General features: G+C 66.9%; 18 protein-coding genes. 4 read left to right on the top strand and 14 right to left on the bottom strand.

Translation table 11 applies throughout. The annotated features are described in order from the left end of the window. Positions 1 to 58: 58 nt before the first annotated feature. Together KF833_18780 and KF833_18775 are read left to right on the top strand one after the other, a co-directional pair. The gene (locus KF833_18780; GenBank protein ID MBX3747360.1) at positions 59 to 2,857 is read left to right on the top strand and encodes a leucine--tRNA ligase; all 2,799 of its coding nucleotides are present in this window, start codon (positions 59 to 61) and stop codon (positions 2,855 to 2,857) included. 162 nt (positions 2,858 to 3,019) lie between these two features. Beyond that, positions 3,020 to 3,592 (top strand): peptidylprolyl isomerase, encoded by a 573-nt coding sequence (locus KF833_18775; protein ID MBX3747359.1) that lies wholly within the window; start codon positions 3,020 to 3,022, stop codon positions 3,590 to 3,592. Between the two features lie 279 nt (positions 3,593 to 3,871). Here the strand turns inward: KF833_18775 and KF833_18770 are convergent, their stop codons facing one another. The 3 genes from KF833_18770 to KF833_18760 all read right to left on the bottom strand — a co-directional run bounded on the left by KF833_18770 (position 3,872) and on the right by KF833_18760 (position 5,676). Beyond that, positions 3,872 to 4,189, bottom strand: coding sequence for a septum formation initiator family protein (locus KF833_18770; protein ID MBX3747358.1), 318 nt, complete (start codon positions 4,187 to 4,189; stop codon positions 3,872 to 3,874). A gap of 6 nt (positions 4,190 to 4,195) precedes the next feature. After that, the gene (locus KF833_18765; protein ID MBX3747357.1) at positions 4,196 to 4,570 is read right to left on the bottom strand and encodes a hypothetical protein; all 375 of its coding nucleotides are present in this window, start codon (positions 4,568 to 4,570) and stop codon (positions 4,196 to 4,198) included. Between the two features lie 125 nt (positions 4,571 to 4,695). Then, positions 4,696 to 5,676, bottom strand: coding sequence for a transposase (locus KF833_18760; protein ID MBX3747356.1), 981 nt, complete (start codon positions 5,674 to 5,676; stop codon positions 4,696 to 4,698). 544 nt (positions 5,677 to 6,220) lie between these two features. Between KF833_18760 and KF833_18755 the strand changes: the two genes are divergently transcribed. Beyond that, complete coding sequence (locus KF833_18755) at positions 6,221 to 8,422, top strand: dienelactone hydrolase family protein (GenBank protein MBX3747355.1); 2,202 nt, start codon at positions 6,221 to 6,223, stop codon at positions 8,420 to 8,422. Between the two features lie 17 nt (positions 8,423 to 8,439). On the opposite strand, the gene KF833_18750 is transcribed toward KF833_18755, so the two are convergent. The 6 genes from KF833_18750 to KF833_18725 all read right to left on the bottom strand — a co-directional run bounded on the left by KF833_18750 (position 8,440) and on the right by KF833_18725 (position 19,189). Then, entirely contained in the window at positions 8,440 to 9,075 is a 636-nt protein-coding gene (locus KF833_18750) for a hypothetical protein (protein ID MBX3747354.1), read from the bottom strand. Continuing rightward, the gene (gene shc, locus KF833_18745) at positions 9,072 to 11,135 is read right to left on the bottom strand and encodes a squalene--hopene cyclase (GenBank protein ID MBX3747353.1); all 2,064 of its coding nucleotides are present in this window, start codon (positions 11,133 to 11,135) and stop codon (positions 9,072 to 9,074) included. The genes KF833_18750 and shc overlap by 4 nt, the downstream gene beginning before the upstream one ends. Before the next feature lie 66 nt (positions 11,136 to 11,201). Further along, positions 11,202 to 11,423: a hypothetical protein gene (locus KF833_18740; protein MBX3747352.1), complete on the bottom strand. Its 222-nt coding sequence runs from the start codon at positions 11,421 to 11,423 to the stop codon at positions 11,202 to 11,204. 379 nt (positions 11,424 to 11,802) lie between these two features. Beyond that, entirely contained in the window at positions 11,803 to 14,688 is a 2,886-nt protein-coding gene (locus KF833_18735; protein ID MBX3747351.1) for a PSD1 domain-containing protein, read from the bottom strand. Positions 14,689 to 14,771: 83 nt separating this feature from the next. Further along, entirely contained in the window at positions 14,772 to 15,626 is an 855-nt protein-coding gene (locus KF833_18730; GenBank protein MBX3747350.1) for a type II secretion system protein, read from the bottom strand. A 101-nt stretch (positions 15,627 to 15,727) separates the two neighbouring features. Further along, positions 15,728 to 19,189 carry a hypothetical protein gene (locus KF833_18725; protein MBX3747349.1) on the bottom strand — a complete coding sequence of 1,154 codons (3,462 nt, stop codon included), beginning with the start codon at positions 19,187 to 19,189 and terminating at the stop codon, positions 15,728 to 15,730. A gap of 163 nt (positions 19,190 to 19,352) precedes the next feature. Between KF833_18725 and KF833_18720 the strand changes: the two genes are divergently transcribed. Further along, positions 19,353 to 20,135 carry an HAD family phosphatase gene (locus KF833_18720; GenBank protein MBX3747348.1) on the top strand — a complete coding sequence of 261 codons (783 nt, stop codon included), beginning with the start codon at positions 19,353 to 19,355 and terminating at the stop codon, positions 20,133 to 20,135. Here KF833_18720 and KF833_18715 read toward each other — a convergent pair. The 5 genes from KF833_18715 to KF833_18695 form a co-directional block, all read right to left on the bottom strand. Further along, a complete protein-coding gene (locus tag KF833_18715) occupies positions 20,123 to 21,025 on the bottom strand; it encodes a hypothetical protein (GenBank protein ID MBX3747347.1) in 903 nt (300 codons plus the stop codon). The genes KF833_18720 and KF833_18715 overlap by 13 nt on opposite strands. Positions 21,026 to 21,120: 95 nt before the next feature. Continuing rightward, positions 21,121 to 23,646, bottom strand: a complete 2,526-nt coding sequence (locus tag KF833_18710) for a hypothetical protein (GenBank protein ID MBX3747346.1) — start codon at positions 23,644 to 23,646, stop codon at positions 21,121 to 21,123. Between the two features lie 3 nt (positions 23,647 to 23,649). Then, the gene (locus KF833_18705; protein ID MBX3747345.1) at positions 23,650 to 23,841 is read right to left on the bottom strand and encodes a hypothetical protein; all 192 of its coding nucleotides are present in this window, start codon (positions 23,839 to 23,841) and stop codon (positions 23,650 to 23,652) included. A 2-nt stretch (positions 23,842 to 23,843) separates the two neighbouring features. Further along, positions 23,844 to 24,299, bottom strand: a complete 456-nt coding sequence (locus KF833_18700) for a hypothetical protein (GenBank protein ID MBX3747344.1) — start codon at positions 24,297 to 24,299, stop codon at positions 23,844 to 23,846. After that, positions 24,296 to 26,263: a phage BR0599 family protein gene (locus tag KF833_18695; GenBank protein ID MBX3747343.1), complete on the bottom strand. Its 1,968-nt coding sequence runs from the start codon at positions 26,261 to 26,263 to the stop codon at positions 24,296 to 24,298. Before KF833_18695 ends, KF833_18700 begins: the two co-directional genes overlap by 4 nt. Between the last annotated feature and the right edge of the window lie 19 nt (positions 26,264 to 26,282).

The raw sequence follows: 26,282 nt of genomic DNA, 5'->3' as shown, positions 1-26,282 counted from the left end.
GGGCGGAGGAGTCGCTTGTTGATTCGGGGCTGCGGGGTCCGCGATGCTGCGGGGCTTTATGGCGCGGCGACCGTATCCGTTTCACTGGATTGAACCGAAGTGGCAGGGGCATTGGGAACGGGAGGAGACCTTCCGGGCGTGGAATCCCGGGGAGACCATTCCGCGCGGGCATCCGTTTGGGAGGAGGCATGGGCTGGAGGGGGAGGCCGTGACGGCCAGGGAACTGCCGCCCAAGTGTTATATCCTCGACATGTTCCCCTATCCGTCAGGGGCGGGGCTGCATGTGGGGCATCCGGAGGGCTATACGGCGACGGACATTCTGGCGCGGTACCGGCGGGCCCGGGGGGAGCATGTGCTGCACCCGATGGGTTGGGATGCATTCGGGCTGCCGGCGGAGCAGTACGCCATCCGGACCGGGCAGCATCCGCGGATCACCACGGAGGCGAACATCACCACATTTCGGAGGCAGATCCGGAGCCTGGGCTTCAGCTACGACTGGTCGCGCGAAGTGGACACCACCCGGCCGGAGTATTTTCGGTGGACGCAATGGATTTTCCTGCAGTTGTACGGAGCGTGGTTCAATCCCGTGACGGAACGGGCTGAACCGATCGGGACCCTGCCGGACCCGCCGGATGGTTTTGGGACGGGGGAACTGGAGGCGCGACGTCGGGCGTGGCGGGATGCGCACCGGCTGGCGTACGTGAGCGAGGCGCCGGTTTGGTGGTGCGAGGCACTGGGAACGGTGCTGGCGAACGAGGAGGTGGTGGACGGTCGGAGCGAGGTCGGAAAGTTCCCGGTCGAGCGCCGGCCCATGCGGCAGTGGATGCTGCGCATCACGGCTTTTGCGGAGCGATTGTTGCGGGATCTCGACACCATCGACTGGAGCGATTCGCTGAAGGCGATGCAGCGGAATTGGATCGGGCGGAGTGAGGGGGCCGAGGTGCGTTTTGAGGTGGAACCGGCGGGGGAAGGCGGGGGAACGGAGGACGATGCGGGTTGCCTGACGGTCTTCACCACCCGGCCGGACACGTTGTTTGGGGCGACCTACATGGTGCTGGCGCCGGAGCACGCCTTTCTGGACCGCTGGCAGGAGTCGGGGCGGATGCCGGCGGCGTGGCCGGAGGGCACGCCGGAGTCATGGCGGGGCGGGGCGGCCACCCCCATGGAGGCGGTGCGGGAATACCAGAAGCGTTGCGCCCGGAAATCCGACCTCGAACGGACAGAACTGGCGCGGGAGAAGACCGGGGTGTTCACCGGAGTGTTCGCCCGCAATCCGGTGACCGGCGGGTCCATTCCGATCTGGATCGCGGACTACGTCCTGGCCACCTACGGCACCGGGGCGATCATGGCTGTTCCCGCGCATGATCTGCGCGATTTGGAGTTTGCGGACGCCTTCGGGCTGCCGGTGGTCCAGGTCGTCGCCCCGCCGGAAGGCGTGGACTGGAGGGGGTTTGTGGAGGATGGCACGGGGGTGAACTCAAGTCATGCCGAGTTCACGCTGGACGGTGTTCCGACCGCCGAAGCCAAGCGTCGCATCTCCGACTGGCTGGAGGCCCGGGGACTTGGTTGGCGCAGGGTGCAGTACAAGTTGCGCGACTGGCTGTTCAGCCGGCAGCGGTATTGGGGCGAACCGTTCCCGATCGTCTGGCGGCGTGACGGGCAGGGGAATGAATGGCATGAGGCGCTGCCGGCATCGAGCCTGCCGGTGCTTCCGCCCGCCCTCGACGACTACAAACCGACGCCGGATGGCCGCCCACCGCTGGCCCGGGCGGAGGACTGGGTGTCGATGCCGGACGGGGCACGACGCGAAGTCAACACCATGCCGCAGTGGGCGGGGAGTTGCTGGTATTACCTGCGGTACCTGGACGCCCGGCGTGCGGATGCCTTTGTGGGGTCCGAGGCGGAGCGGTACTGGATGGGGACGGACGGCGCTGGATCCGGAATGGCGACACCCGGGGTGGACCTGTACGTGGGCGGGACGGAACACGCGGTGCTGCACCTGCTCTACGCGCGGTTCTGGCACAAGGTTCTCTTCGATCTGGGCCACGTTTCGACGCACGAGCCGTTCCATCGGCTGGTCAACCAGGGACTGATCCTCGGCGAGGACGGCCAGAAGATGTCCAAGAGTCTCGGGAACGTCGTGAACCCGGACGACATCCTGAAGGAGTACGGCGCCGACGCCTTCCGGTTGTATGAGATGTTTCTCGGGCCGTTGCAGGACACCAAGCCGTGGAGCACCCAGGGCGTCGAGGGGGTGTACCGGTTTCTGGGGCGCGTCTGGCGCGTGTTCATCGAGGAGAGCGAAGACGATACCGACGAGGCGGCGATGGATGGGGCCGGGCGGCTGCATTCCGCGGTAAGGGACGAGGAACCGACACCGGAGCAATGGCGGGCGCTGCATGCGTGCATTAGGAAAGTCACCGAGGATCTCGATGGGTTGAGGTTCAACACTGCCATTTCGGCGATGATGGTTTTCGTCAACGAGGCCACCGGGTGGGCGGTCCGTCCGGTCCAGGTGCTGCGGCCGTTCCTTCAGCTTCTCGCACCGTTCGCGCCGCATCTGTCGGAGGAGCTCTGGGAGCGGGTGCACCGGCAGTGGGTCGGTGAGGTTCCGAGCCTTTCGTACGCGCCGTGGCCCGCCTACGACGCGGCCCGTCTGGTGGAGGACATCATCGAGATTCCGGTGCAGGTGAACGGGAAACTGAGGGACGTAATCCGGGTGGCGGCGACGGCTTCGGGGGAGGAATTGGAGGCGGCGGCCAGGGAGGCGGAAAAGGTCCGGCCGTTCATCGAGGGAAGGACCCTTCGCAAAGTCATCGTGGTGCCGCGCAAGATGGTGAATCTGGTGGTGGGGTGAACGGTTTGGAAGTGCGATTCGGTGCGTCCAGATCGGGCTTTTCAACGGCTGGGAATTCCTCAACGTTCGCCGGTCATGTTCACCTCGATTTCAAGTCTTCGAAGTGTGTCGGGCGGGCTTTTGCCTTTGCTGGGGGCCGCGGCGTTTCTTAGCGTGGCCGGGATGTCTGATGCTGCGGAACTGAAGGACGGGCTGTACGCCCAGATGGACACCTCCAAGGGCCGGATCGTAATCCGGCTCGAGTACGAGAAGGCCCCACTGACGGTGGCGAGCTTTGTCGGGCTGGCGGAGGGGACCAAGAACTACTCGACGGACGGATCGGCGCCCAAGCCGCAGGACGGCAAGCCGTTCTACGACGGGCTGACCTTTCATCGGGTGATCGGCCAGTTCATGATCCAAGGCGGGGATCCGACCGGCACCGGAAGGGGCGGACCGGGGTATCGGTTCCGGGACGAAATCCACCCTGAGCTTAAGCACGACCGGCCGGGGGTCCTGTCGATGGCCAACGCGGGACCGGCGACCAACGGAAGCCAGTTCTTCATCACCCATGTTCCGACGCCACACCTGGACGGGAAGCATGCGGTGTTTGGCCTGGTGGTCGAGGGTCAGGATGTCGTCAATGCCATCCGGCAGGGCGATAAGATGACCAAGGTGACCATCGTGCGGGTGGGCGAGAAGGCCAAGGCGTTCAAGTCGGACCAGGCAGCCTTCGAAGCGCTCAGCGGCGGGCGGTGACGGAGCCGATCGGAATCGATCGAACTATCCTTCCCTGGAGCGGGTGTCGGCAGTGGCCGGCGCCCGCTCTTCGCATTTTCACCGGGCGGGATCCGTGGCCAAGGTCCAGAAACCAAGCCGTATCCATGCAGTAAGGAGGAAAGCGATGGCGCCGCAGGTTTTCGGGCGAGACGAGGAGTGAGCGAGGCGCGTATCGGAACCGGGATACGTAGAACGAACGACGAAGCTCTTGCCCGAAAAGATCCAGCCAGAGCGCCCGATCTTATTGCATGGCTGCGGCTAAGGCGTTGTGCGGTCCGGGGACGTCGCCTGGGGTACCCCGGTCGGGGGATCGTTGCGAAACTTGAAGACCGTTTCGCCGGGGCGGGCGAGGCCGAACTTCTCGCGAGCGAGGCGTTCGACAAAGGCCGGATCATGGCGCACGGCGTGGATGCGCGATTCGATTTCCCGGATGGTGGCCCGCTTGCCGTGGATCTGTTCCTGGAGTTCCAGCACGTCCCGCTTGCGGACGGCCTTCTGGTGAATGAGCGGAATCCAAGTGACGACGCCAACGCCCAGAATGAGGACCGAGAGCAGGAGCGCAAGGAACCGAGGCACCGGGAATTATTTATAGGTCCGCTGCCAGGATGCCAGCCTTCCGTTGGCATCAAACATGAGGCGCAGCACCCGGTCGGGGGTGCCGGGATCCACGACCACATACGAAGGGCCGATGGATCCGTAGGGGCCGTACGGGTGCCAGGCGCCCCCGTAGGTTGTCGCGGTGCGCATCCCGCGCGAGGTGACCCAGTCCGCGACCGTGGCGCCATCGGACAACTGAGCCGAACGGTCCGGAGGTCCGAACTCGCGGATGGCGTCATCGTAGGTGTAGGTGCCCACCCGTCCGTTCCAGTCGATACGCCGGGTGGCGCAAGCGGACACGGTGAGGACGAGGAGGACGGGGAGTACGATCGACAGGAAGCCAGATCGCCAACACTTCATGGACGCGGAGCATGAGGCGGTGGGTGCGGAGACGGAAGGCGGAAGACGGGAAGCATATCCCTCAGTTGTCGGTAAGGAGGTAGTCAGTCGGAGGGACGGCCGAGTCCACGTCACCGGCCCGCGCCTTACCCCACCGCATCGACGCGGAGATCCCGCAGCACGGTCAGCCCCGGGATCGGGGCGCCTCGAATGATCCGCGCGCCGCTCTTGCGTCGCTTGCCGAACTTGTCCCGATGCCGTTCCCACATCTGGTCCACAAACTCCTTCGATCCCAGGAACACCCCGTCGGTCATGTGCCGGATCCGTAGCCGTAGGATCTGGCCAAGCGGCAGTTCGCCGCCCCGCGCCAGTTCCGCCCGGATGGCCTCCGGATCCAGCACCCGCTTGTCGCTCCGTCCCGACGTCCCGCCAATTACATAAAGCGCCAGGCGATATTCTGCTGACGCCGCGCTCCAGTCGGAGGTCCCCAGAAAGCCCATGATTCCGCGGCGGATGACCTTGTCGCCGGTGAGGGCGGCGGCGTAGCCGCAGAAGCGGTAATCCTTGGGATCGTTGACCAGCCCGGCGCGGACGGGGTTGAGGTCGATGTAGGCGGCGATGGCGCGGAGGGTGCTGGGACAGTCCTCCACCAGGACGCTGCGGAAGCGTTCGCCCCAGAGGTAGCCGGTGCGGTCGTGACGGCGGTTGTACCAGCGGGAGAAACGTTGTTTGAACTCCTGAAGGAAGATGGAGAGGTCGGCGATGCGGGAGAGGACGGCCTGGCGGATGTCGTCGGGGATGGGTTGGCCCTTGTTGACTGCGTCGCGGGCGAGGGTGGGGAGGGTGGCCTTGGGCCCGTAGAAGTCCTCGAGTTTGGCGAGGATGACGTCGTCCGGGATGGAGTCCTCGAGGGGTTTGGGTGGGACGCGGATGAGGAGATGGAAGTGGTTGGACATCATGCAGAAGGTGATGATGTCGATGTCGCAGAACCGGGCGAGGTGGTGGAGGATGTTGAGGAGCTTGAGCTTGGCGGAGTCGTCGAGGAGGGGAAGGCGGCCGGCGACGCGGGACATGCAGTGATACGTCGCCGGGAGGGAGGGGTCGGCCGTGATGCGTGGGGTTCTCATGTGGGAGTGGCAGTGTGTGTGGGTTGATGCTTCGTGCCTTGGGGAAGAGTGGTTGGTGATAGCAGGATGTCAATTTAAAAGGCCTGGCTTAATGAAAGTGAGATGTAATGTTTATATAGCCTGGCTTTATAAGCTGTATGGCTGAGTGAGGGCCAAGGTCGCTCCGTCTTGGCTGGTCCCGAAAACAACCGTTCGCTGGAGGAGGGAGGGCTTCGCAGGGCGTTTACGGACACAGAGCTTGAACGGACAGGGAGATCATGGAATGGAACCGCCAGCACCTCATGAAGCGAGAGTCCATGAATGAACGACGGCAGGCGGTTGACCGGATGGAGGCATGGGCATGAAGGCAGAGGCAGAGAATCGCCGTTGGAGGGGGGGCGTCGCGAATTGCACGGCTGTCGGAACCTGTGGCTGCCGGCTCGCGCTTGCGGGACCATGGTGGCGACGGTGGACGATCATGGGGTTGGCGGTTTGGGGCCTTCTGGAAGGAAGGATTGCGGCCCATGGGGTTGTTTGGGAGCGACAGGCGGTGCTGCCTGGCACGATGGAACTGACGCAGGAGGGGGACATCGCCTCACACCTGGTCGAGGGTGTGGACCGATTCCTCCTGGAGGAACTCTCTGCGTCGGAGGCGTTGCGGGGGCGGCATTGGCCTCGGGGTCCGGGTTCCTCCGAGGCCTTCGCCGAAGCGGTCACCACCAACCGGGCGCGTTTGGCGCGGTTGATTGGGGTCCGCGATCCGAGGGTGCCGTTCGAGGCGCCGGAATGGGTGGCGACGCTGACACGACCTGCGCGGGTGGCGGAGGGCCCGGGGTACGCCGTATGGACGGTGCGCTGGCCGTCGGTGGACGGGGTTGATGGCGAGGGATTGCTGCTGGCACCGCTGGGAGGTGTGGCAAGGGCGCAGGTGGTGGTGGTGCCGGATGCCACCCAGACGCCGGAGGAGTTGGCGGGTATTGTGCCGGGAGTCCGGGTGGAACGGCAGACGGCGCGGCGCCTGGCGGAGCACGGTTGCCGGGTGCTGGTACCGACTGTGGTCGATCGAGGCATGGGGCCGCACGCCGGACGCGCACGGATGACGGCTCGGGAGTTTCTGCATCGACCGGCCTTCGAACTGGGCCGGCACCTGATCGGGTACGAGGTGCAGAAGATCCTCGCGGCGGTGGATTGGATGGCGAGGGAGACGGAGGGCAACGGCCGGGTTGGGGTGGTGGGCTGGGGCGATGGGGGGATGCTGGCCCTGTACGCGGCAGCGGTCGACACCCGGATCCATGCGGCGCTGGTGAGCGGCTATTTCGGCGACCGGCGCGAGGTGTGGCGGCAGCCGATTGACCGCAGCGTGTTCGGATTACTGGAGCGCTTCGGGGACGCGGAACTGGCCGTCCTGATCCATCCGCGCCGTTTGTGGGTGGATCCGGCCCGAGCCCCCGAGGCGCAGTATTCCGGGCAGGGTGGCGGGGCACCGGCGGAGGTGACGACGCCGGGCCTGGAGGAAGTGATTCGCGAGGTGCGACGGGCGCAACGACTGTCCGGGAGCGAGGGTTCGGAGGCTTCCGTCCGCATGGTGGACGTGGGCGATCCGGACGCCGCCGGGGTCACGGAGGGGGCGTTGCGTTCGTATCTGCTGGACCTGGTGCCAGGGATGGACTGGGAAGCGCCCCATGCGGCGCCGAGGGTGATCGCTCCCCTGCCGGATGCGGCGATGCGGCAGGTGCGACAGATGCGGCAGATCGAGGGGCACACGCAACGGTTGCTGGTGGAGAGTCCGTATGTGCGGGCGGAGTTCATGAAGGGACTGGACACGACCTCGATGGAGGGGTTCCGGCGAACCGTGGGCGGGTACCGGGAGTATTTCGCGACCGAGGTGATCGGGAGGTTCGACCGGCGGCTGGAACCGTTCCGGGCACGGACGCGGAAAGTGTACGAGAAGGAGGCGTGGACGGGATACGAGGTGGTGCTGGACGTATTTCCGGACGTGATCGCGTATGGACTGTTGCTGTTGCCGAACGATCTTCGGGCGGGGGAGCGACGGCCGGTGGTGGTTTGTCAGCACGGGTTGGAGGGCCGGCCGCAGGACACCATCGGGGAGGCTGGGTTCGAGTACTACGCGGCCTTCTCGGCCCGGTTGGCGGAACGGGGCTTCATCACTTTCGCCCCGCAGAATCTGTACATCTTCGGTGACCGGTTCCGGACGTTGCAGCGAAAGGCGTATCCGCTGGGGAAGACGCTGTTTTCCATCATGGTGCCCCAGCATCAGCAGATCACCGAGTGGCTGAAGACGCAGCCCTATGTCGATCCGGAACGGATCGCATTTTACGGGCTGAGCTACGGGGGGAAGTCGGCGATGCGGATTCCGCCCCTGGTGGGCAATTACTGTCTTTCGATCTGCTCAGCCGATTTCAACGAGTGGGTGTGGAAGAACGCATCCACACGGAGTCCGTACAGCTACGTGTGGACGGGCGAGTACGAGATCTTCGAGTTCGACCTTGGGAGCACGTTCAATTACGCGGAGATGGCGGCGCTGATCGCCCCGCGTCCGTTCATGGTCGAACGGGGTCACTTCGACGGCGTGGCTCCGGACGAGACGGTGGCGTACGAGTTTGCGAAGGTGCGGCACCTGTACGCGGCGCGGCTGGGGCTGCCGCCGGGCCACTGCGAGATCGAATGGTTCGTGGGACCCCACCGAATCCACGGCGTGGGGACCTATGAGTTTCTGCACCGGCACCTGGACTGGCCGAGGCGGTAGGCGGCAAGGGTACGCGGCTAGAGGGCGGCGCGGAGGACCTTGGCGAGGCGCTGGGCGGCGCGGGCGCACTCGCGACGGAACCGGAGGAGCCGGGGAACCGCGCCTGGATGGAGCAGGAGGTGCCCGATCAAGCGCCCGAGGCAGACCGTGTGGCGGGGGGTCATGAGGGCGTTGAAGTCGAGGGGCAGATCGGCGTCCGCGGGGTCGAGAATCACGCGCACCGTGGCCACGGGGAGGAGATGTTCACGACACACGTCCGCGATGATGCCCGACTCCATTTCGACAGCGTCGGCACCGGTGGCCTCGCGGAGGTTCCGCTTTTCGGCGGTGGTGACGGCGACGCGGCTGGCGCAGTGGAAGGTCCCGGGGACAGCCCCGGCCTCCGGAAGACGGCTTGTCAGTTCGGGATCGCGTTCCGTGCTGAAGAGGACTGTCCCGGCGGGGAGGTCGGGGTTGAGGCCGCCCGCGTAGCCCGCCGTCACGACGCGGCGCGGGAGGTGGGTCACGAGGTGGCGCCGGAGGCGGAGGGCGGCATTGGCGGCGCCCATGCCAGTGACCAGCACGCGGGTGTCGGCGGGTGCGACGGCGCGGAACGGGGCCGCCTCTTCGCGGACGGCAAAGCAGACCAGGGTGGATGGGCCGGGCGGGTTCAATCCGCGAAGGCGCGGGGGATGAGAGCGTCGCGCGATCGGGCCTCGGCGGCGGCGGCGTCCATGCCGGGGCCATGATGTCCGTTGCCGGAGACGGTGGCCGCGCGGAGCCTGCGATAGGTGGCCAGGGCGAGGAGCGGCCAGGTATTCCGGTAGATGTCGTACTTCAGGTAGAACACGCGGGGAAAGCCGGTCCCCGTGATTTCGTTTTCAGTCCAGGAACCGTCGGGGTTCTGGGACTGGACGAGGTATTCGATGCCACGCTGGAGGCTGGGGCGGCCGGGGTCGCCGAGGGTACAAAGACCCATGACCGCCCAGGCGGTCTGGGAGGCGGTGCTGGGCCCCTGGCCCTTGAAGACTGGATCGTCGTAGGTATTGCAGCGCTCGCCCCAACCGCCATCGGCATGCTGGACACTCTCGAGCCAGGCGCCGGCGCGCTGGAGCCATGGCTCGTCCATGGGATAACGGAGGGCGTGAAGGCCCCGCAGGACCTGCCAGGTGCCGTAGATGTAATTGACGCCCCAGCGGCCAAAGAAGGAGCCGTCGGGCTCCTGGGACTGGCGGATGAAGTCGAGGGCGCGCTGGACCTGGGGATGATCGAGTCCGACGCCCTCCAGTCCCATGACCTCGAGGATGCGTGCCGTGATGTCCACGCATTCCGGATCGAGCATGGCGTTGTGATCGGCGAAGGGGACCTTTTCGAGGATGCTCTTGGTGCAGTCCTTGTCGAAGGCAGCCCAGCCGCCGTCGCGGCATTGGAACGTCAGCATCCACTCGTAGCCACGCCGGAAGCAGGCATCGCGGCGGGCGCGGTCCGAGGTGGGAATGAGGCGGAGGGCGAGGAGGACCATGGCGGTGTCGTCCACGTCCGGGTTCCACTTGTTATTGTATTCGAAGACCCAGCCTGAGGGTTCCACAGGGGCAGGGTTCTTGTGGTACCAGTCGCCGCGAAAGCGGATTTCGCGATCCATGAGCCAGTGGGCGGCCTTTTCGAGGGCCGGGTGGTTTTCGGGGACGCCGGATTCACGGAGGCAGATGCAGGCGATGGCGGTGTCCCAGACGGGGGAGAAGCAGGGTTCGATGCGGACGGAATCGGGTTCCTCATGTTGGAGGCGCTTGAGTTCGCGCCAGGCTCGAACGACCTGGGGATGGTCGGCGGGATAGCCCAGGGCCTTGAGGGCGATGAGGGCGTTGAGCATGGCTGGGAAGATGGCGGCGAGGCCGTCGCTACCCTCGAACCGTTCCAGCATCCAGGCCTCGCAGCGGCGGAGGGCCTGCCGTCGGAAGGGGTGCAGGCCCTGGCGCTGAACCCATTCCGCGAGCTTATGCAGGCGGTCCAGCCAGAGGAACATGTTCCGCAGGCTGAAGTCGAAGTAGCGGGGGCGGAGGGCCTGGTCGAGTTCCCACTTCCCGTTGGGGTACAGTTCGTCGAGGTTGACCGTCACCGGGCGGGTGGGTCGGAAGTGGTTGATGATTGCCAGGGGCACGAGCATGCCGCGCGACCAGTTGCTCATGTCCCAGAAGTTCACGTGGAACCATTTTCCGATGAGCAGGATTTCGCAGGGGATCGAGGGGACATGGCGCCATTCGACCAGGCCGAGCAGGGCGAGGTAGAGCTTCGAGAACGTGTTCATCCGGGGGACGCCCCCGAGGCGCAGCGCAACCTCGCGGGCCCGGAGCATGCGCGGATCGGTGATCGGCACGCCTGCCAGTTTGAGAGCCAGGTAGGCCTTGATGGTGGCGTTGACTTCGGCCGGGCCGCCTTCGTAGATGTTCCATCCCCCGTCGGGCAGTTGCTTGCCGAGCAGGTGGCGGATGGCCTTGCGTTCCCACTCCGGATCCACGCTGCGATCCCAGTGATGGTAGGCCACCATGTCGGACACCAGGGTGGAATCGACCATGAGTTCGCCGACCCAGAAGCCTTCCGGGCCCTGGATCCCAAGGAGATAATCCTGGGAACGGGCCAGCGCGGACTCGAGCGATCTGGGTTCGGCGACCTGGGGCTGCGTGCGGGAAGCGGGACGAGCCTGACGGCGGTCCTGCGCCAACGGAAGGTCGGACATCGCCGGGGTAAAATGGGTGGCGTGACGAATTGATGTAAAGCGTTTCCTCGGGTGCCTGACGCGGGATCAGGAGCCGTTTTCGAGGAAGTCGATGGCCTTCTCGTAGCTCTTCCGTTCGAGGTAGTGGCGCAACTGCGGATGGGTCTCGGGAGGGAGCGCCGCGGTGAGTTGATCGAGACGCTGGAGGAGGGGAAGGAGGCTGGGTTTGGGCGATTCCGTCCGGGCGCGGGATGCGGTGTCACGCAATTCTCGAAGGGCATCAAGGAGTGTCTGTTGATTGTCGGTCACGGACCGGTTGTGGGGCACGGGGCAAGGAATTGGAAGCGCCGGTTGGAGCTGGGTTGGAGGGCAAGAGGAGAGGTGCCTATCCCCTTGGTAGGACGACCGGAATGCCGGTCAGGTTCCCGTCGCCAGTCCAGCCCGACTCCGGTCATCAAGAAAGATGCCGGGTCCATTATTTGACAAAGTCAAGTAACGCACTGCTGGGTTTCATTGTGGGATTGAGGCAACAATAAAATGACCGGCTGATTAAACTGATGGGCAATGACTAAGAGTCTGGCTCAATGAAGAGTCTGGTTTGTTGACTTGTTGACTCCGCAGTGGGCGGGACCCTGGGATGGGGATGGGGTGGGGGGGCGGGTGGCCCGGGGTGGCCCGGGTGGGTGGCTCAGAACACGAAGACGAACTCGTTGGCGTTGAGGAGGGCCCGGCAGAAGAGGGGGAGTCCGTGGGACTCAATGAGGCGGAGGGAGGCTGAGAGTTCCTCGGGGTCGGGCGGGCGCTGGAAGGCGAGGGCGAAGGCGCGGTGGACCTGGGCTTCGGCATCGTCTCCGAGTTCGCGCTGGAGCCGGTCGGCGAAGAATCCGGCGGTCTGGAGGGCGAACCCGCTGTTGAGGAGGTTGAGGGCCTGGAGCGGGGTGATGCTGCGGCTGCGTTTGGGGGCGATCTGGCCGCCGTCGGGGCAGTCGAAGGCGCCGAACACCCCATCGGGCCGCTGGCGCACCACGGTGGCGTACACCATGCGGCGGAAGTCGTCGGGACCGAAGGTCTGTTTGGGCACGTACACGCGGACGTAGTTGTCGTTGGGTTCGAAGGGGGACCAGCCGGGTCCGCCCATCCGCAGGTCGAGCCGGCCGGCGACGCTGAGGAAGGCGTCCCGGAGGGGTTCAGCATCGAGACGGCGCGAGGGGAACTTCCAGAGCCAGCGGTTGCCGGCGTCGCGGTCGGCCGCAAGGGGCGAGGCGTCGGTGGCGCGGGAGGATTGGCGGTAGGCGGCGCTGGTGACCATCAGGCGATGAAGGTGTTTGAGGGACCAGGGGGACGCGGCGCCGGCCGTGGGCTCGAGGAGTTCCGAGGCCAGCCAGTCGAGGAGTTCCGGGTGGCTGGGCGGGGCGCCGTTGAGCCCGAAATCGCTGGGGGTGGGGACGAGGCCCTCGCCGAAGTGGTAATGCCAGAGGCGATTGACGATGACGCGGGCGGTGAGGGGGTGGTCGGGGGAGGCGATCCAGCGGGCGAGGGCGAGGCGACGCTCGCGTTCGGGCCGTTCGGCGGGGATGTCCGCGAGGTCGGGCCGGAAGGCGGTGAACTGGAGGACGCCGGGATCGACGGTTTCGCGCGGCTGCATGGGGTCGCCGCGGTGGAACCGGCGGGTGGGTTCGGGTTCCTTGAAAACGCCGGCATAGACCATGGGCCGGCGATCGAGTTCGGCCATTTCGGTCGTGATGACGGCGCGGCGTTGGCGGAGCCGGTCCCGTTCGGATTCGGCGGGGTCGGCGGCGAGGAGGGAGGAGTCGGGTCGGGCACCCCGTTCCAGGCGATCGGCGTCGGTGGCCAGCAGGGTCCAGGATTCGCCATCGAGAGACACTTCGAGGCGGTAGCGGGTGACGAGACGATCCGCATAGACGGGTTTTGGGGAACGGTCGCGGCTCCAGACGACGCGGTCGATGCGTTCGATGCGTGGGAACTGGAAGCGCAACCAGCCGCGGCCGGCCTCGTTCGAAATCCAGCTCCGGTCATTGCCGTACTTTCCGTCGTGGATGTGTTCGAGGCGGTGGATTGCGGAGTTCGGGTACGTGCCGGAGGCTTCGACCCGGGTGCCATGGGTGGCGCGGGCCACGTTGACGGGGCCGGGGCCGGCGGTGAAGACCTCGAACTCGTCGATGCACGGTTCCCCGCCGGAGGTGGCCAGGATGGTGAAGCGCAGGAACCGGGCGTGGACGGGTTCGAAGCGGTCGATGTTGCGTCCGGTGTGGACGGGGTCGCGACGCGGGGGGATCGCCGGGACGTCTTCGTCCGCGGCGGCCACGAGGGCGACGGGTTCGAGGGCTTCGAGGCGGCGGTCGAGGTCGAGGCGTTCGGCGGTCAGGGCTTCAAGGCGTTGCGCGGTGGCGGTGCGGTCACCGGGGGCCGCAAGGGGACGCTCGCCGTGTTCGGTGCCGGCGAGCAACGCCTTGAGGGAGAAGTAATCGAGCTGGGTGATGGGATCGAACTTGTGGTCATGGCAGCGGGCGCAGCCGACAGTGAGACCGAGGAAGGCGGTGCCGGTGGTGTTGAGAATGTCGTGGAGTTCGTCGGCGCGCTGGTTCCGGGTGAGAACTTCGTCGGGGCTCTTGACCTGGTCCCAGGGTCCCGCGACGAGGAACCCGGTGGCTTCCTCGACCCCGAGGGCGTCGCCGGCGATCTGTTCGAGGATGAACTGGTCGTAGGGGAGGTCGCTGTTGAAGGCACGGATGACGTAGTCGCGGTAGTGCCAGGCGTTGGGACGGGGATTGTTCATCTCGAACCCGTGCGTTTCCGCGAAGCGGACGACATCGAGCCAGTGCCGGGCCCAGCGTTCGCCGAAGCGGGGGGAGGCGAGAAGCCGTTCGACCAGGCGGTCGTAGGCGTCGGGATCGGGGTCCTGGACAAACGCCTCGACCTCCTCGGGCGACGGTGGCAGTCCGATCAGATCGAATGAGAGCCGGCGGATGAGGGTGTGGCGGTCGGCGGGGGCGGCGGGGTGGAGGCCTTCACGGGCGAGGCGGTCGGCGATGAACCGGTCGATGGCGTGGTGGCCCCACCCGGGGTCGGATGCCGTGGGCGCGTCGGGAACGGCGGGGCGGACCACGGGTTGGAAGGCCCAGTGGGTTTCCGTCGGGTCCGGTTGGGAAGCCGAGCCGTCGTCGGGCCAGGGTGCGCCCTGGTCGATCCAGGCACGGAGAAGCCCGATCTGTTCCGGGGTCAGCGGATCACCGCGCACCGGCATGAACTCGTCGGGGATGAGTCCCCCGACGAGATGGATGAGGGGACTGGCGGCGCTGTCGCCGGGAATGATGTCCGGGGCATGGAAGTCGCCGCCCCTCAGCGCGTCGGCCCGGCGGTCGAGCCGGAACCCGCCCCGTTGCCGGTCGGGTCCATGGCAATCGAGGCAGTGGGCGGAGAAGATCGGTTCGATGTCGCGCCGGAAATCGACCGCATGCGAGGCGGGGGGCGGGAGCGAGGCGAGGTCGAGTTCGGGACGGGCTGCGAAGGCGGTGGGGACCGTCAGCACCGGAAGGGCCAGGGCGAATCCCACGGCGAATCCCACGGCACGGCCGGTCCGGGAGGCCGCCGGGATGGGCCGGATGTGGCGGGGGTTGGGGACGAATTGGAGGGAGATCATTCGGCGCGGACGGAGGTGTGTTCGGAGAGGTAGGTCATGTCCCGATTGTGGGGCGACGGGACGACCAGTTGAAGGACCTTCATGGTGACGGGCTTGACGGTGCGGGGATCGAGCCATTTGCGGATCTCGACATGGCCATCGGCGAAACTGAGTCCGGCGGCGCGGTTATGGTGGCTGGCCGGGTAATCGATGATGTAGGTGCGGGTGGGAGGCAGGCCGTCGTTCATGGCCACGGCGAAATCGCCGAAGTTGATGCTGTCGGGGTGTTCATCGATGAACACGTAGGCTTTGGAATGGCCCATGCGGTTGATGTCGGAGAGCTTCCGGAAGACGACGTACTCCTTGCCGGTGAGGAAGCTGAGCCAGTCGTTGCGGGAGTTCATGGCCTGGCTGAGGGACAGGCTGCGGACCCGCGGGACGCGGCGGCCGCCGGCGGTGACGTAGCTCTGGTCGGCGGGGCATTTGTAGATCCCCACCGCCTGGGTGTACGGGGCGAGCCTGGCGTAATTGGGGTCGCGGAGATTGGCGAGGTTGGTGTTGTGGGGATTGGCTGGGTTGTAGTCGAGGATACCGCGGACCCAGCCCGAGCCGTCGGCCGTGAGATCGTTCCAGACGAGGTTGTCCGCGTGGTCGTCGGCGTACAGGAGCCAGGCGAGGGTGAGCTGTTTCTGATTGCTCATGCACTGGATGCCGTGGGCCTTGGCCTTGGCCTTGCCGAGGGCTGGCAGGAGCATGCTGGCGAGGATCGCGATGATGGCGATGACCACCAGCAGCTCGATCAGCGTGAACGCCGCGATGGCGCGACGACGGGCGGCCGGACGGAGAGCTGGCGGTGGGGGGAAGGGCATCATGGTGGGCTCAGGATGGAAGGGTGATGGGCGCGATCGGGTGGGATGCGGCGGGTTGGTTCCATGGATCGTGGGGCAGTCTCAGCGCATGGCCATGCGTGACTTCAACGCCGCACGCGGAAGTACCGGGCGGCGCCGGAGAAGGGAAGGGTGATCGGACTGGCACCCTCCAGGTTGGTCCAGGGACCGACGGGAATCGTTTCGGCGGATTGCAGGGTGCCGCCGCCGGGCCAGGCGAGGGTGATGCCTTCGGCGCCGCGGGCGACCGTGAGGGTGGGGCGCTCGTCGGGCGGAGGCAGGGCGGGCACCGGATTCACCTCGAGTTCGTCCACGGCGATGCCGTTGTGCGGGACGCGGAGGCGGATGGCGGTGGCCTGGATGGGGGCGCCGTCCAGGGCCACCTCGAACTCGTGGCGGAGATGATGCCGGAAGGCGGGCGTCCCGGCACCGCGATACTCGATGCGGCCAATGCCGGCCCAGCCCGAGGCGGGATCCTCGGTGAGGACGAGGTCTGCGGTGGGATCGGGCACCTGGGTGTAGTCGAGGTGGTAGGTCCCGGCGGCGCGATCGGTGAGGGTGCCGCCGCAGCAGTCGCCGGCGACATCGCCGTTGTCGCGTCCCCAGGCGACGGAAGAAACGGCCACGGAGGAGGCGAACCGGACGCCGATCCAGGGTTCGGGGTCGCCGTTGATGAAGTCGGCGATCCAACTGCTGTGGTTGCCGTAGAACCCGTCATTGACCTTGGCGATCAGGTGCGTGCCGAGGTCGGCTTCGGAACTTCCGAAGGCGGTGGCCCCGCGCGCGGCGAGGGCGGCGTTGTCGGGGGCTGGGGCCGGGGAATCGGGGGTGCCGTAGTCGCCGTTGTTGCCATCCCAGTCGAGGGTGAAGCCCTCATGAGGGGCGAGGAGCAGGACGTTCTGGTCGGGGGAGGGCCGTGGATTGATCTCGAGTTCGTCGATGGCGGTCTGGTCGTTGGGGACCTTGAGGCGGAGACCGGTGGCGAGGATGGGGGCGTCGCGTTCGGTGACTTCGTAGCGATGACGCAGGTGGGGGGTGAAGACGTTGGGGGCGGCGGCCTTGTAGTCGAGGGTGGCGACGGTGACCCAGCCGGTGGAGGGGTCGCCGGTTTCCGGGGTGTCGGACCCGGGGGTTGAGACGCGGGTGATCTGGAGGGTGTAGAGCCCGAGGGCGCGGTCGGTCAGGGTGCCGCCGCAGCAGTCGGTGGCATCGCCGTTGTCGCGTCCCCAGGCGACGCTGCGGATCCAGGCGGGGGCGGGGAGGCGGATGCCGATGAAGGGGCTGGAGGACGGGGCCGGGATCCAGCTCTGGGTGTTGCCGTAGAGGCCGTCGTTGACGTTGCGGATGAAGTGGACCCCGAGGTCGAGTTCGCCCGATCCGAAGGCGGTGGCGCCACGGGAGGCGAGGGCGGCGTTGTCGCGGGCTGGGGCAGGGGAATCGGGTGTGGAGAATTCGCCCTCATTGCGGTCCCAGGCGATGCCGAAGCCTGGGGCGGGTTCGAGGACGAGGAGGTCGGACAAGGGCGGGACGACGATGCCGGACCGCGGATTGATTTCGAGCTCGTCGATGGCGATGGAGCCATCGGAGACCTTGATGCGGAAGCCGGTGGCGGGAATGGGCTGGCCGTCGCGCGAGAGGTTGAAGGCGTGCCGGAGGGAGGGATTGAAGGCGGGGGCGGCGGCCTCGAGGTATTCCACGGTGCCGACCGTCTCCCAGCCGGAATCGGCGGCGCCGGTTTCCGGGGTGTCGAGGCCGGGATCGGGGACGCGGGTGATCTGGAGCGTGTAGAGGCCGATGGAACGGTCGAGGCAGGTGCCGCCACAGCCGCCTTCGGTCACGTCGCCGTTGTCGCGTCCCCAGGCCACGGTCGAGATGTCGAGGATTTCCGGGAAGGCGATGCCGACGAAGGGGTCCGGGTCGTCGAAGCCACCCAGGCCGTTGGCGGAGATCCAACTGCTGCTGTTGCCGTAGAGGCCGTCGTTGATTTTGGCGATGAAGTGAATGCCGAAGCCGAGTTCGCTGCTGCCGAAGGCGCGTCCGCCATTCGAGGCGAGGCCGTCGTGGGCGGGGGAACGGGCCCCGGCCTCGGGGCTGTGGAATTCGCCGTCGTTGCCATCCCAGGTGATCGAGTACCCGGATTCCGCGAGGATCTCGAGGTTGCCGGAGAGGTCCCGTTCGAGGGCCGGGTAGGTGTTGACCTCGATCTCGTCGATGGCGGTGCCGGGGTTGGAGACTTTGATGCGGAGCCCGGTCGCGGGGATGGGCAGGCCGCTGGCGGTGGACAGATCGAAGCGATGCCGTCGGTGGGGCGTGAAGACTGGCCCGGGGGCGCGGTAATGGATGGAGCCGACCTCGGCCCAGCCGGTGGCGGGATCGCCGGTCTCGGCGGTGGCGGCGGCGGGGTTGGCGACGCGGGTGACCTGGAGCGTGTAGATCCCGAGGGCGCGGTCCGTGAGTTCGCCGCCGCAGCAGTCTCCGTCATCGCCGTTGTCGCGGCTCCAGGCGACGTGGCGGATCGGGACAAGGCGTCCGAAGTCGAGGCCGATGAAGGGGGCCGCATCGGCGGCGTCGGGGATCCAGGAACGGGCATTGCCATAGAGCCCGTCGTTGACGTGGGCGATGAGGTGGGTGCCCAGGCCGAGTTCCGAACTGCCGAAGGCGACGGTTCCCCGGGAGGGGCTGGCGTCGTTGAGCGGCGCGGGGGCCGGCGACGACGGGTCGTACAGGGCACCGTCATTCAGGTCCCAGGAGATCGTGAAGCCGGGCGCGTTGGTCCAGGTGATGAAGGAGGACAGGGGCGGGACGGGGTCGGCCGGGGGATTGACCTCGATTTCGTCAATGGCGGTGCCGGTGTTGGGGACGAGGATGCGAAGCCCGGTGGCAGGGATTGGGGCGCCGTCTTGGGCGACGTCGAAGCGATGCCGCAGGTAGGCCGAAAAGGCGGGGGTGTCGGGGCCGGGCAGGTACTCGACCGTGCCGAGCGTTTCCCAGCCGGTGGCGGCATTGCCGGTGTCGGGGGTGAACTCGTCGGGGAGGGTGACGCGGGTGAACTGAAGGGTGTAGAGGCCGATCGCCCGGTCGGTGCAGGTTCCCCCGCAGGACGGTTCCGAGCCGTCGCCGTTGTCGCGTCCCCAGGCGATGCTGGCGATGGCGACAGTCCGGTGGAAGGCGAGGCCGATGAAGGGCTGGAGGTCGGGCGGGTCGGCGGTGAAATCGGCGATCCAGCTCGAGCTGTTTCCGTAGTAGCCGTCATTGACGTTGGGGAAGTCGTGGATGCCGCCCGGCTGGAACGAGCTGCTGGCGAAGGCGGCGGTGCCGGTGCCGGCGAGGGCGTCGTTCTCGGGGGCCAGGGCGCCCGGTTCGAGGGAGCTGTAGCCGCCGTTGTTGCCATCCCAGGCCAGGGTGTAACCGGGAGCCGGTTCGAGGACGACCCGGGCGCTTTGGGCGAGGGACGGAACCGCCGGGGCCAGGGCCAGCACCACGATCGGGAGCCAGGAGGCAGGGGTGCTTCCGCGTGGGCGGACCGGGAATGGAGATGGGGCGGCCATGGATCGTTTTGGGTATGCGAATCATTAGCCTGCCGAACCCTCGCCCCAATCTGCCACCCCCCCGATCGGGGGGAGGGGATGGCCTGCATTGACGAAGTCGGGGCCAGGCCCGGAGAGTGCCTGTCCGGGCGGGGTCAGGATGGTCGCGTCCGGGAGCCGTCCCATGCCGATCCGACTCATCTCGACAGATTTTGATGGAACCCTCTTCGCCGAGTTCGAGAACCCGCCGATCCCGCCGTCCCTGCTGCACCTGCTGGCCGAACAGCAACGGCAGGGGGTGACCTGGGTGATCAACACGGGCCGGGACCTGGGAAGCCTGCTCGAGACCCTGGCCCGGGCCGAGCCGCGGGTGCATCCGGACGCCCTGATCCTGGTCGAGCGGGAGATCTATGTGCGGCAGGACGCGCGGTATGTCCCGGTGCAGCCCTGGAACGACGCCTGCACGGAGGATCACCGGGTGCTCTTCCGGAGGGTGGCGCCGGGATTGCCGCCATTGCTGGCGCGCCTGGGAGCGGCGCATCCGGCGACGTTTTACGAGGACGCCTTTTCCCCGCTCTGCGTGCTGGCCGAGACGACGAGGGCGGCGGACGCGGTGCAGGCCGAACTCGATGCCTACGCGGCGACCGTCCCGGACCTCACCGTGGTGCGGAACGACGTGTACATCCGTTTCGCCCACGGGGGGTACAACAAAGGCACCGCCCTGACGGAACTGGGCCGGCGCCTGGGGATCGGGCCCGGGGAGACGGTGGCCGCCGGGGATCACTACAACGATCTGCCGATGCTCGACCCGGTCCGGGCCCGCTGGCTGGTCGCACCGGCCAATGCCATTGCCCCCGTGCAACGCCAGGTGCGCGAAGCCGGGGGCCACATCAGCGCACGGCTCAACGGCGGCGGCGTGGAGGAAGGTCTCCGGCGCTGGCTCAACGGCGGGGGTCAGAACCGGTAGGAATAGCTTGCGAACAGATTCCAGTCGGCGAAGGACGCCGGATAGATGCGGAGCATCTCGTTCGGGTCATCCCGGTAGGCACGCTCGGCGAGGCTGCGCTGGCGGTTCCGTTCGACCGCCACCGGGGCGGTGACCGCGAGTTGGTGACGGCCCTGGACCCAACTGACGCCGGGCTCGATCGAGATGGTGTAGCCGGGGCGTCGGAATCCGCCGTCCCCGCCGGCCAGGTCCCGGACCGGGATTCCCTCGATCCGGCCACCCAGGCTGAGGGAGAGGCCGGCTTGCGGCCAGAGGACATAGTTGAGCCCGAGACGCGCGAGATACTGGTCGGTCACCGAGTTCACGTGGTCGCGATGGACGGCCTCGCCGTTGGCGTCGAGGGGTTTCATGGAGAAGCTGCGCACTCCGTTGTCCTCGCGCGGGTTCAGCATGTACATCGCGTTGCCGTAGAGGCTGAGGTGGCCGATGAGCTGCCGGAAACCCTGGACCTGGACGATGAACCCGACGCCGCCGTCGCCCGGCTGGATGGAAGGATCGACGGGCCGATCGACGATCCCGCCCGGGGTGGTGAAGTTGTCCCGTTTGTCGTCGGCGCCGGTGGGGAGTTTGAGTCCGAGCCCGACGGAGACATTGCCATGGGGATGCTCGGAGGGATTCCAGAGCCAGTAGTCGCCGGTGAGCCGCAGGTCCCCGATCCCGTGGGCGCGGGTCGTGTACTGCGGCTGGGAGAAGTCCATCATGCCCATGTGTTCCTCACGGGTGGTGCGGCGGCCGAAGACCAGGGGCAGGTCAAGGGTGATGCCGAGGCGTTCCGTGACGGCGTAACCGATGGCCAGGTCGAGGGTGTGAATCTCGTTGATCACCTGTTCGCCCGGGGCCATGCCCGGCATCGCGGATGTAAGCGCGCCGAAAGTTTGAAAAGGGTTGGAAGAAAGTTTGAAAAGGGTTGAAGCCGCTGGCCCACTGCGACCGACCGCAACCCTTTTCAGTATCCAGGCCAGTGGAGGTAATCCTGCCAGACCCAACCAGACCAATCGGTGCCATCGCCGGATCTGGCCCAGAGTCGCCGTGGGGCATTGAGCGGAACGTCCTGGATCGTGGTGCCGGATGGGGTGGTGGCCGTGTCCATCGGCGGGGTCGTGACCCCGACAGCGGTCACTCCCCACTGGATGCGGTCGGCTGGCGATGCCGTCTCGATGCGCACAAGCACGGTGTACCCGTACGGGCGTTCGGCAGGGTCCAATGTGGGGAGTGGCAGCGTGCTTCCGCCCGCCGGCCCGAGGATGGTGCGGGATGTGTCGGTGACGGAAAACCCCCTCGCGTCCACCACATGGACGATCACCTTGTGCGGTCCAGGGGCCAGACCGAACAGGTCGATCGCCAGGGATTGCATCGCGGTTGGGGCTATGCGGATGTCCTCCCATTCGGTGAGGTCTCCTGATGGCCCTTGGGTCGTTACTCTGACGCCCGTGATGTCGCCGTTGCTGTCGTGGATGGCGAGTTCCAAGACGAAGTCGCCCACTCCATCAGAGCTTCCCACAGATCCCGAGGGGTTGATCCATTGCACGCGCGGTGCGGTGTCGTAGGCGGGCGGGATCCGCACCTTGCGCTCCGGCGGGGTAGGGTCTGTGTCCTCTGCCCATGGGGAGTAGGCGGTCAATCTGACGTCAAACGGTTCGCCCACTTCCAGCAGTCCGCGGATGTCGGGGTGCTCCCATGGTTCGATGCTCAGACCCGGGATGATCCATACCGATGCGCCTGCACCCCATGCACGGGCGGCAAGACCATGCCGGCCTCGGATGATCGCGTAGTCGTGGATCGCTGGCGCGATGGCTTCGCGGGAGATGATGAAGGCGAACTCCATTACGGGCCAACCCTCGATGTCGATCTCCACGGTCCCGTCTTCATCGAGTGCGGCGAAGACGGCCACCAGGGACCCTGAGCGTGCGTCGGCCTCGTTGCCCGCCGGCCCCACGAGTTCTATCAGGTAGGCATCCAATCCATCGGGGCCATCGGTGAGGGACAGGCGGGCGGTGGTGTCGCCGATCTCGACGGCGGTCTCCAGGGCGGCGCGGACGGCGAATCCAGCCTGAGCACCCAGGTTGGCGAAGTGGACGCCATCGGCGGATACAAATACCCGCATTCCAACGACATCAGCCTGGGGTCGGGAGGCGAGGAGGCCAAAGGAGCCCAACGGCCATGAACCCTGTGGCGGGAGCGGTATGGCCAGTGCATGGAGGATTGGGTCCACGGTGGGGGGTAAAGGGCCGCCGCTGGTAGGGTCGAGGACGTAGGGTGAGGCCGGCACCAGCGTATCCGCCCGACATGTCAACCGGAGGAGGCCGCCTGGGTCATCACGACGTTCCTCGACGACGGCAATCTGGGCGAGCCCGGTGCCACCAGGCTCGGGGTCCGTGTCGATGGCGACCTTTTCCCCCACCCGTGCGGTGATGCCTTCGCCTCGGCATTCAATGTCGAGGGTGACCTGGGGTGCCGCCATGCGGCGCAGGAGCTCGATCCCGATGCGGCGGGCTTGGGCACTGCCGGTGACATGTGGACGGTCCACCATGATTCGCCGGTCTTCCCCGTAGATCCGGAGCGCGACGAGGTTGTCCACCTTCTCGTCGGCCTCCTTAGCCTTCCGCTCGTGGTCGTAGTATCGAATGATGGCACCGGATGGAATGTCCTCCCATCCGCCACTCTGCCATCGGGGTGAGCGGGTGAGGGTGCGAGCATCGATGATGGCCCCGACTGGGGCGTCGGTGGCGCCCCAATCAAGGACGCGGATGCCGAGTCGCCCCTCATGAGTCCACACCAAGGCGCCTTGGAACATGTCGAGCAGTTCGGTGATGGCGCGGCGGGCCTCGGCGCGATCCGAAAAGAGGGGGGAACACCAGGTGATCGATTTCCGCCAAGCCGTGTGCGCACACCAGGCTGCGGCAGTGCGCCAAGCCGTGCCATCGCAGCGTGACCCTTCCATCGCGAGGCCGTGCTGTCCGGTGATCAAGTCGGCGAGGGCTGCGACAGGGTTGATCTGGCCGTCTTCGATCGTGTTGTGGGCGGCTTCCACCAGGTCCGTGGGGGCGGATGGGAGGCGGCTGACGATCACCTCGATGTTCGGGGCGGTGCTGCGCTCGCGTCCGAGCAGGAGGTGCCGAGCCACGAGGTAGGCGACATGACGGTAGGGAGGATGCTCCTCGAGGGCGGGATCGGCGGTTTGATCAGGGCTTCCCCAGTAGATGCGCAGGTAGCCGCCCTTGAGAAACCACTTGGGGTCGATGCTTCCGGTGATCTCGGCGTACTCGGAATTGACGAGCGGCAGGGCGCCGGCCGCCTTGCCGCCGGGGGGCGGCGTGGGCTCGGCGGGAGGCTGGATGACACCTTCCCACACGCTCTTGCCGTCGATGATGACGGCGTGAATGGCCGAGATTGGCCCCCAGGCGATCGCGCCGGCGAGGGTCGAGTGGTAGTTGTAGCTGTGGGCCGACTGGCCTCCTTTGCTGCCTCCCATAGGTCATTTCTTCCCAGGTCGATCGTTTGGGGCCTGGACAGCCTTGATGTCGAGGGCGTCGTCGAGCCATCGGAGGGCGATTCGACGGGTTCCCGCCATCCATGGGACGGGTTGGGCTTCCCGGTGCGTGGCAAGTTCCTCGTCTCCGATGGGGGAGTCGTCCGGATCCGGGGTGCGGATGTTCTTCGATCCCATGGTTACTCTCCGAGGCGCGGGCGCCAGATGCGCAGCATGCGGCGCCGCCAGATGACAGGGATGTCCGGGGCGATGACGACACCGAGTTGGGCGACGGCGTGGCAGATGCCGCCATCGGGCATCATGACGGCGAGATGATGAACGCATCGGCCCACCCGAAAGCCGAGCAGATCGCCTGGCTGCGCGCAGGGGACGGGGGCGAACCAACGGGCCCCTGGTCCATGGTCCAGCCACGGCTCCATGATCCCACGCCCGTGGGCGGCGGCCCATCCGGCCGGTCCATGTGGAACGGCGGCGATGTACGGCAGCCAGCCGGCATCCCGATAGATGGCCACTGGCAGAAGGTGGCAGCAGACACCGGCTCCCCGGACAGCGGAATTATCGGCGAAGGGAGTGCCCAGCCATGCCTCGGCGGCGGAACGCAGTGCGGCGAGATCAGTCTGTGTGGGCGATCTCATTTCTTGCCGATGTTGGAGTTGGATCGCCGTTCGGGGGTGAATTGGGGCAGGCGGTCCGGGATGAATGGGAAGCCGCCGAACCGCTGGAAGTTGGAAAACTTGCTGACGCAGGTATCCCTGAGGCCATCGCATCCAGGCCACACCAGGACGGAGGTGCCCGGAGGCATGGGTGTGGGGGGGATGCGACCGAGCGTGAGGGTGATCCGGTAGTTGCCGCCGCCCGGGTCCAGTTTGGAGCTGCTGGCCCAGATCGATGCCCGCTCGGGACGCCCGACTGCGGTACGTTCGAAGATGCCCAGGGCGAAGTATCCTTCGCCACCCCACGGATCCGGGAGTCCTCCCGTGCGCGAGAACGAATCGAGGGTCACTTGATGTCCATCGGACTCCACGACCTCGGCGCTGAACTGCCATGCCGAGCGGTCGAGCCCACAGAGGGGATCGAACAGGGCATGATTGCAGCCGGGCTGCATCAGGATGCGCGGGGTCTTGCGGCCGAACAGGGCGTTGGCTCCGGCGGCCTTCGCGCTGACCATGGGGCCGTCGAAAGCCACGCCGGTGATTTCCCCGCCCCACACCTGGTCCGGTGTCGAGCCGATGCCGCCCTCCACCTCGGAGTGGAGGATGCGCAGGGAGACCCGGGCATCGAGGGTGCCCGGCAGCCACAGGCGCCATGGCCCCGAAGGGTCCCATCGGGTTCGCAGGGTCAGTTCATCGCGATCGAGGCTGAGGGTTTGGCGGATCTCTCCGTGTTCGATCGGGATGGCAGCCCAGGTGTGCCCGCCTGCGGTGACGTCGCCTTCCCAGCTCGTCCATCGATGGATTTCGCCGGCCCCATGCCAATCGACCTCCACTTCGTAGAGCCATGCCCGGGAGGCGACGCGTCCGAGGGTCACGCCGCGGGCTTCGCCAGAAGGCGGATCGTACTCGGGAGGCACTTCGCGCCAGCGCACTTCGGCCCGGGCAACACGGGGCTCGATCCAGGAGATCTCGAGTGAATCGGCGGCGTGCCGGGCGAGCAGTGCCACGCCGATGAAAGCGCTGGCGCGGTCCCAGCCTCGGGAGAGCGGCGCGGTCAGGTGGAAAGTGGCGCCATCGACGGAATCGACGGCGGCGATTTCGTGTCCATCGGGATCAATCAGGGCAATCCACTGAGGGGCAGCGCCTGCCCAGGGGGCGGCGAGCTGGAGCGTGTCCCCACCTTCCTCGGCGTCGGCCGCCAGTCGGGCCCTTTCGGCGATCGAGGCGAGGAAATGGGCCTCCGCAGACTGGTCGGCCCACCACCGCAGGAGTTCCCATGCGCCCAGGACGCTGGTCACGGTAATGGAGCCCTCGACGATCCGTTCCCCTGTCTGGGGATACACGATCGATGCCGAGAGTCGGCCGTCGCCGAGCGGGATGCGTTGGGCTTCAGGGGCGGCGGCGCCAGCGCGGACCCGTTCGGACCAGTCCACAGCGAACGGGAAGACTTTCGGTACGTGGTCATCGGGCAGTGTGGGCCCGTCGGTCCAGTCGGCATCGGCGAGGAGGATGGCATCGGCCGCGGTGCTGTCCTCCTCCACCTCGAAGTCGATTTCCGCGAGATCGGGAGTGAGGAGATGGATTTCGTGACGGCCCAGGCGGCAGCGCAGGACCGGGGCCACCCAGTCCCATGCGGACGGATCGGCGATGGGGTGGGAGGAGAGGGTGTAGTTCTGCCAGTCGTCGCTCCATGCGACGAGCGTGGCGGCAGTCCACGGCGCCAGGTGCCAGCTTGGGCCTTGCATCGCCATGGGCCAGCACGGGACCAGGAGCGGTTCATCGTGGACGGTGCGGATGGCCTCGGTGAGCGCGTGGATGGCGTCGCGCCCCTGGAGGGTGGCCTGCCAGCGGATCTGGAACCGGAGACTTTGACCTCTTGCCCTGCGGGATTCCCTGCCCATGAGGGAACGGTGGCGGCGTGTCGGCACCGCGACACGGGTGATCACGGGCGACTGCCATGATGGC

It is taken from the genome of Verrucomicrobiia bacterium, assembly GCA_019634625.1.
Classification (GTDB): domain Bacteria; phylum Verrucomicrobiota; class Verrucomicrobiia; order Limisphaerales; family CAIMTB01; genus CAIMTB01.
This window is presented reverse-complemented; position numbering and strand designations above follow the sequence as displayed.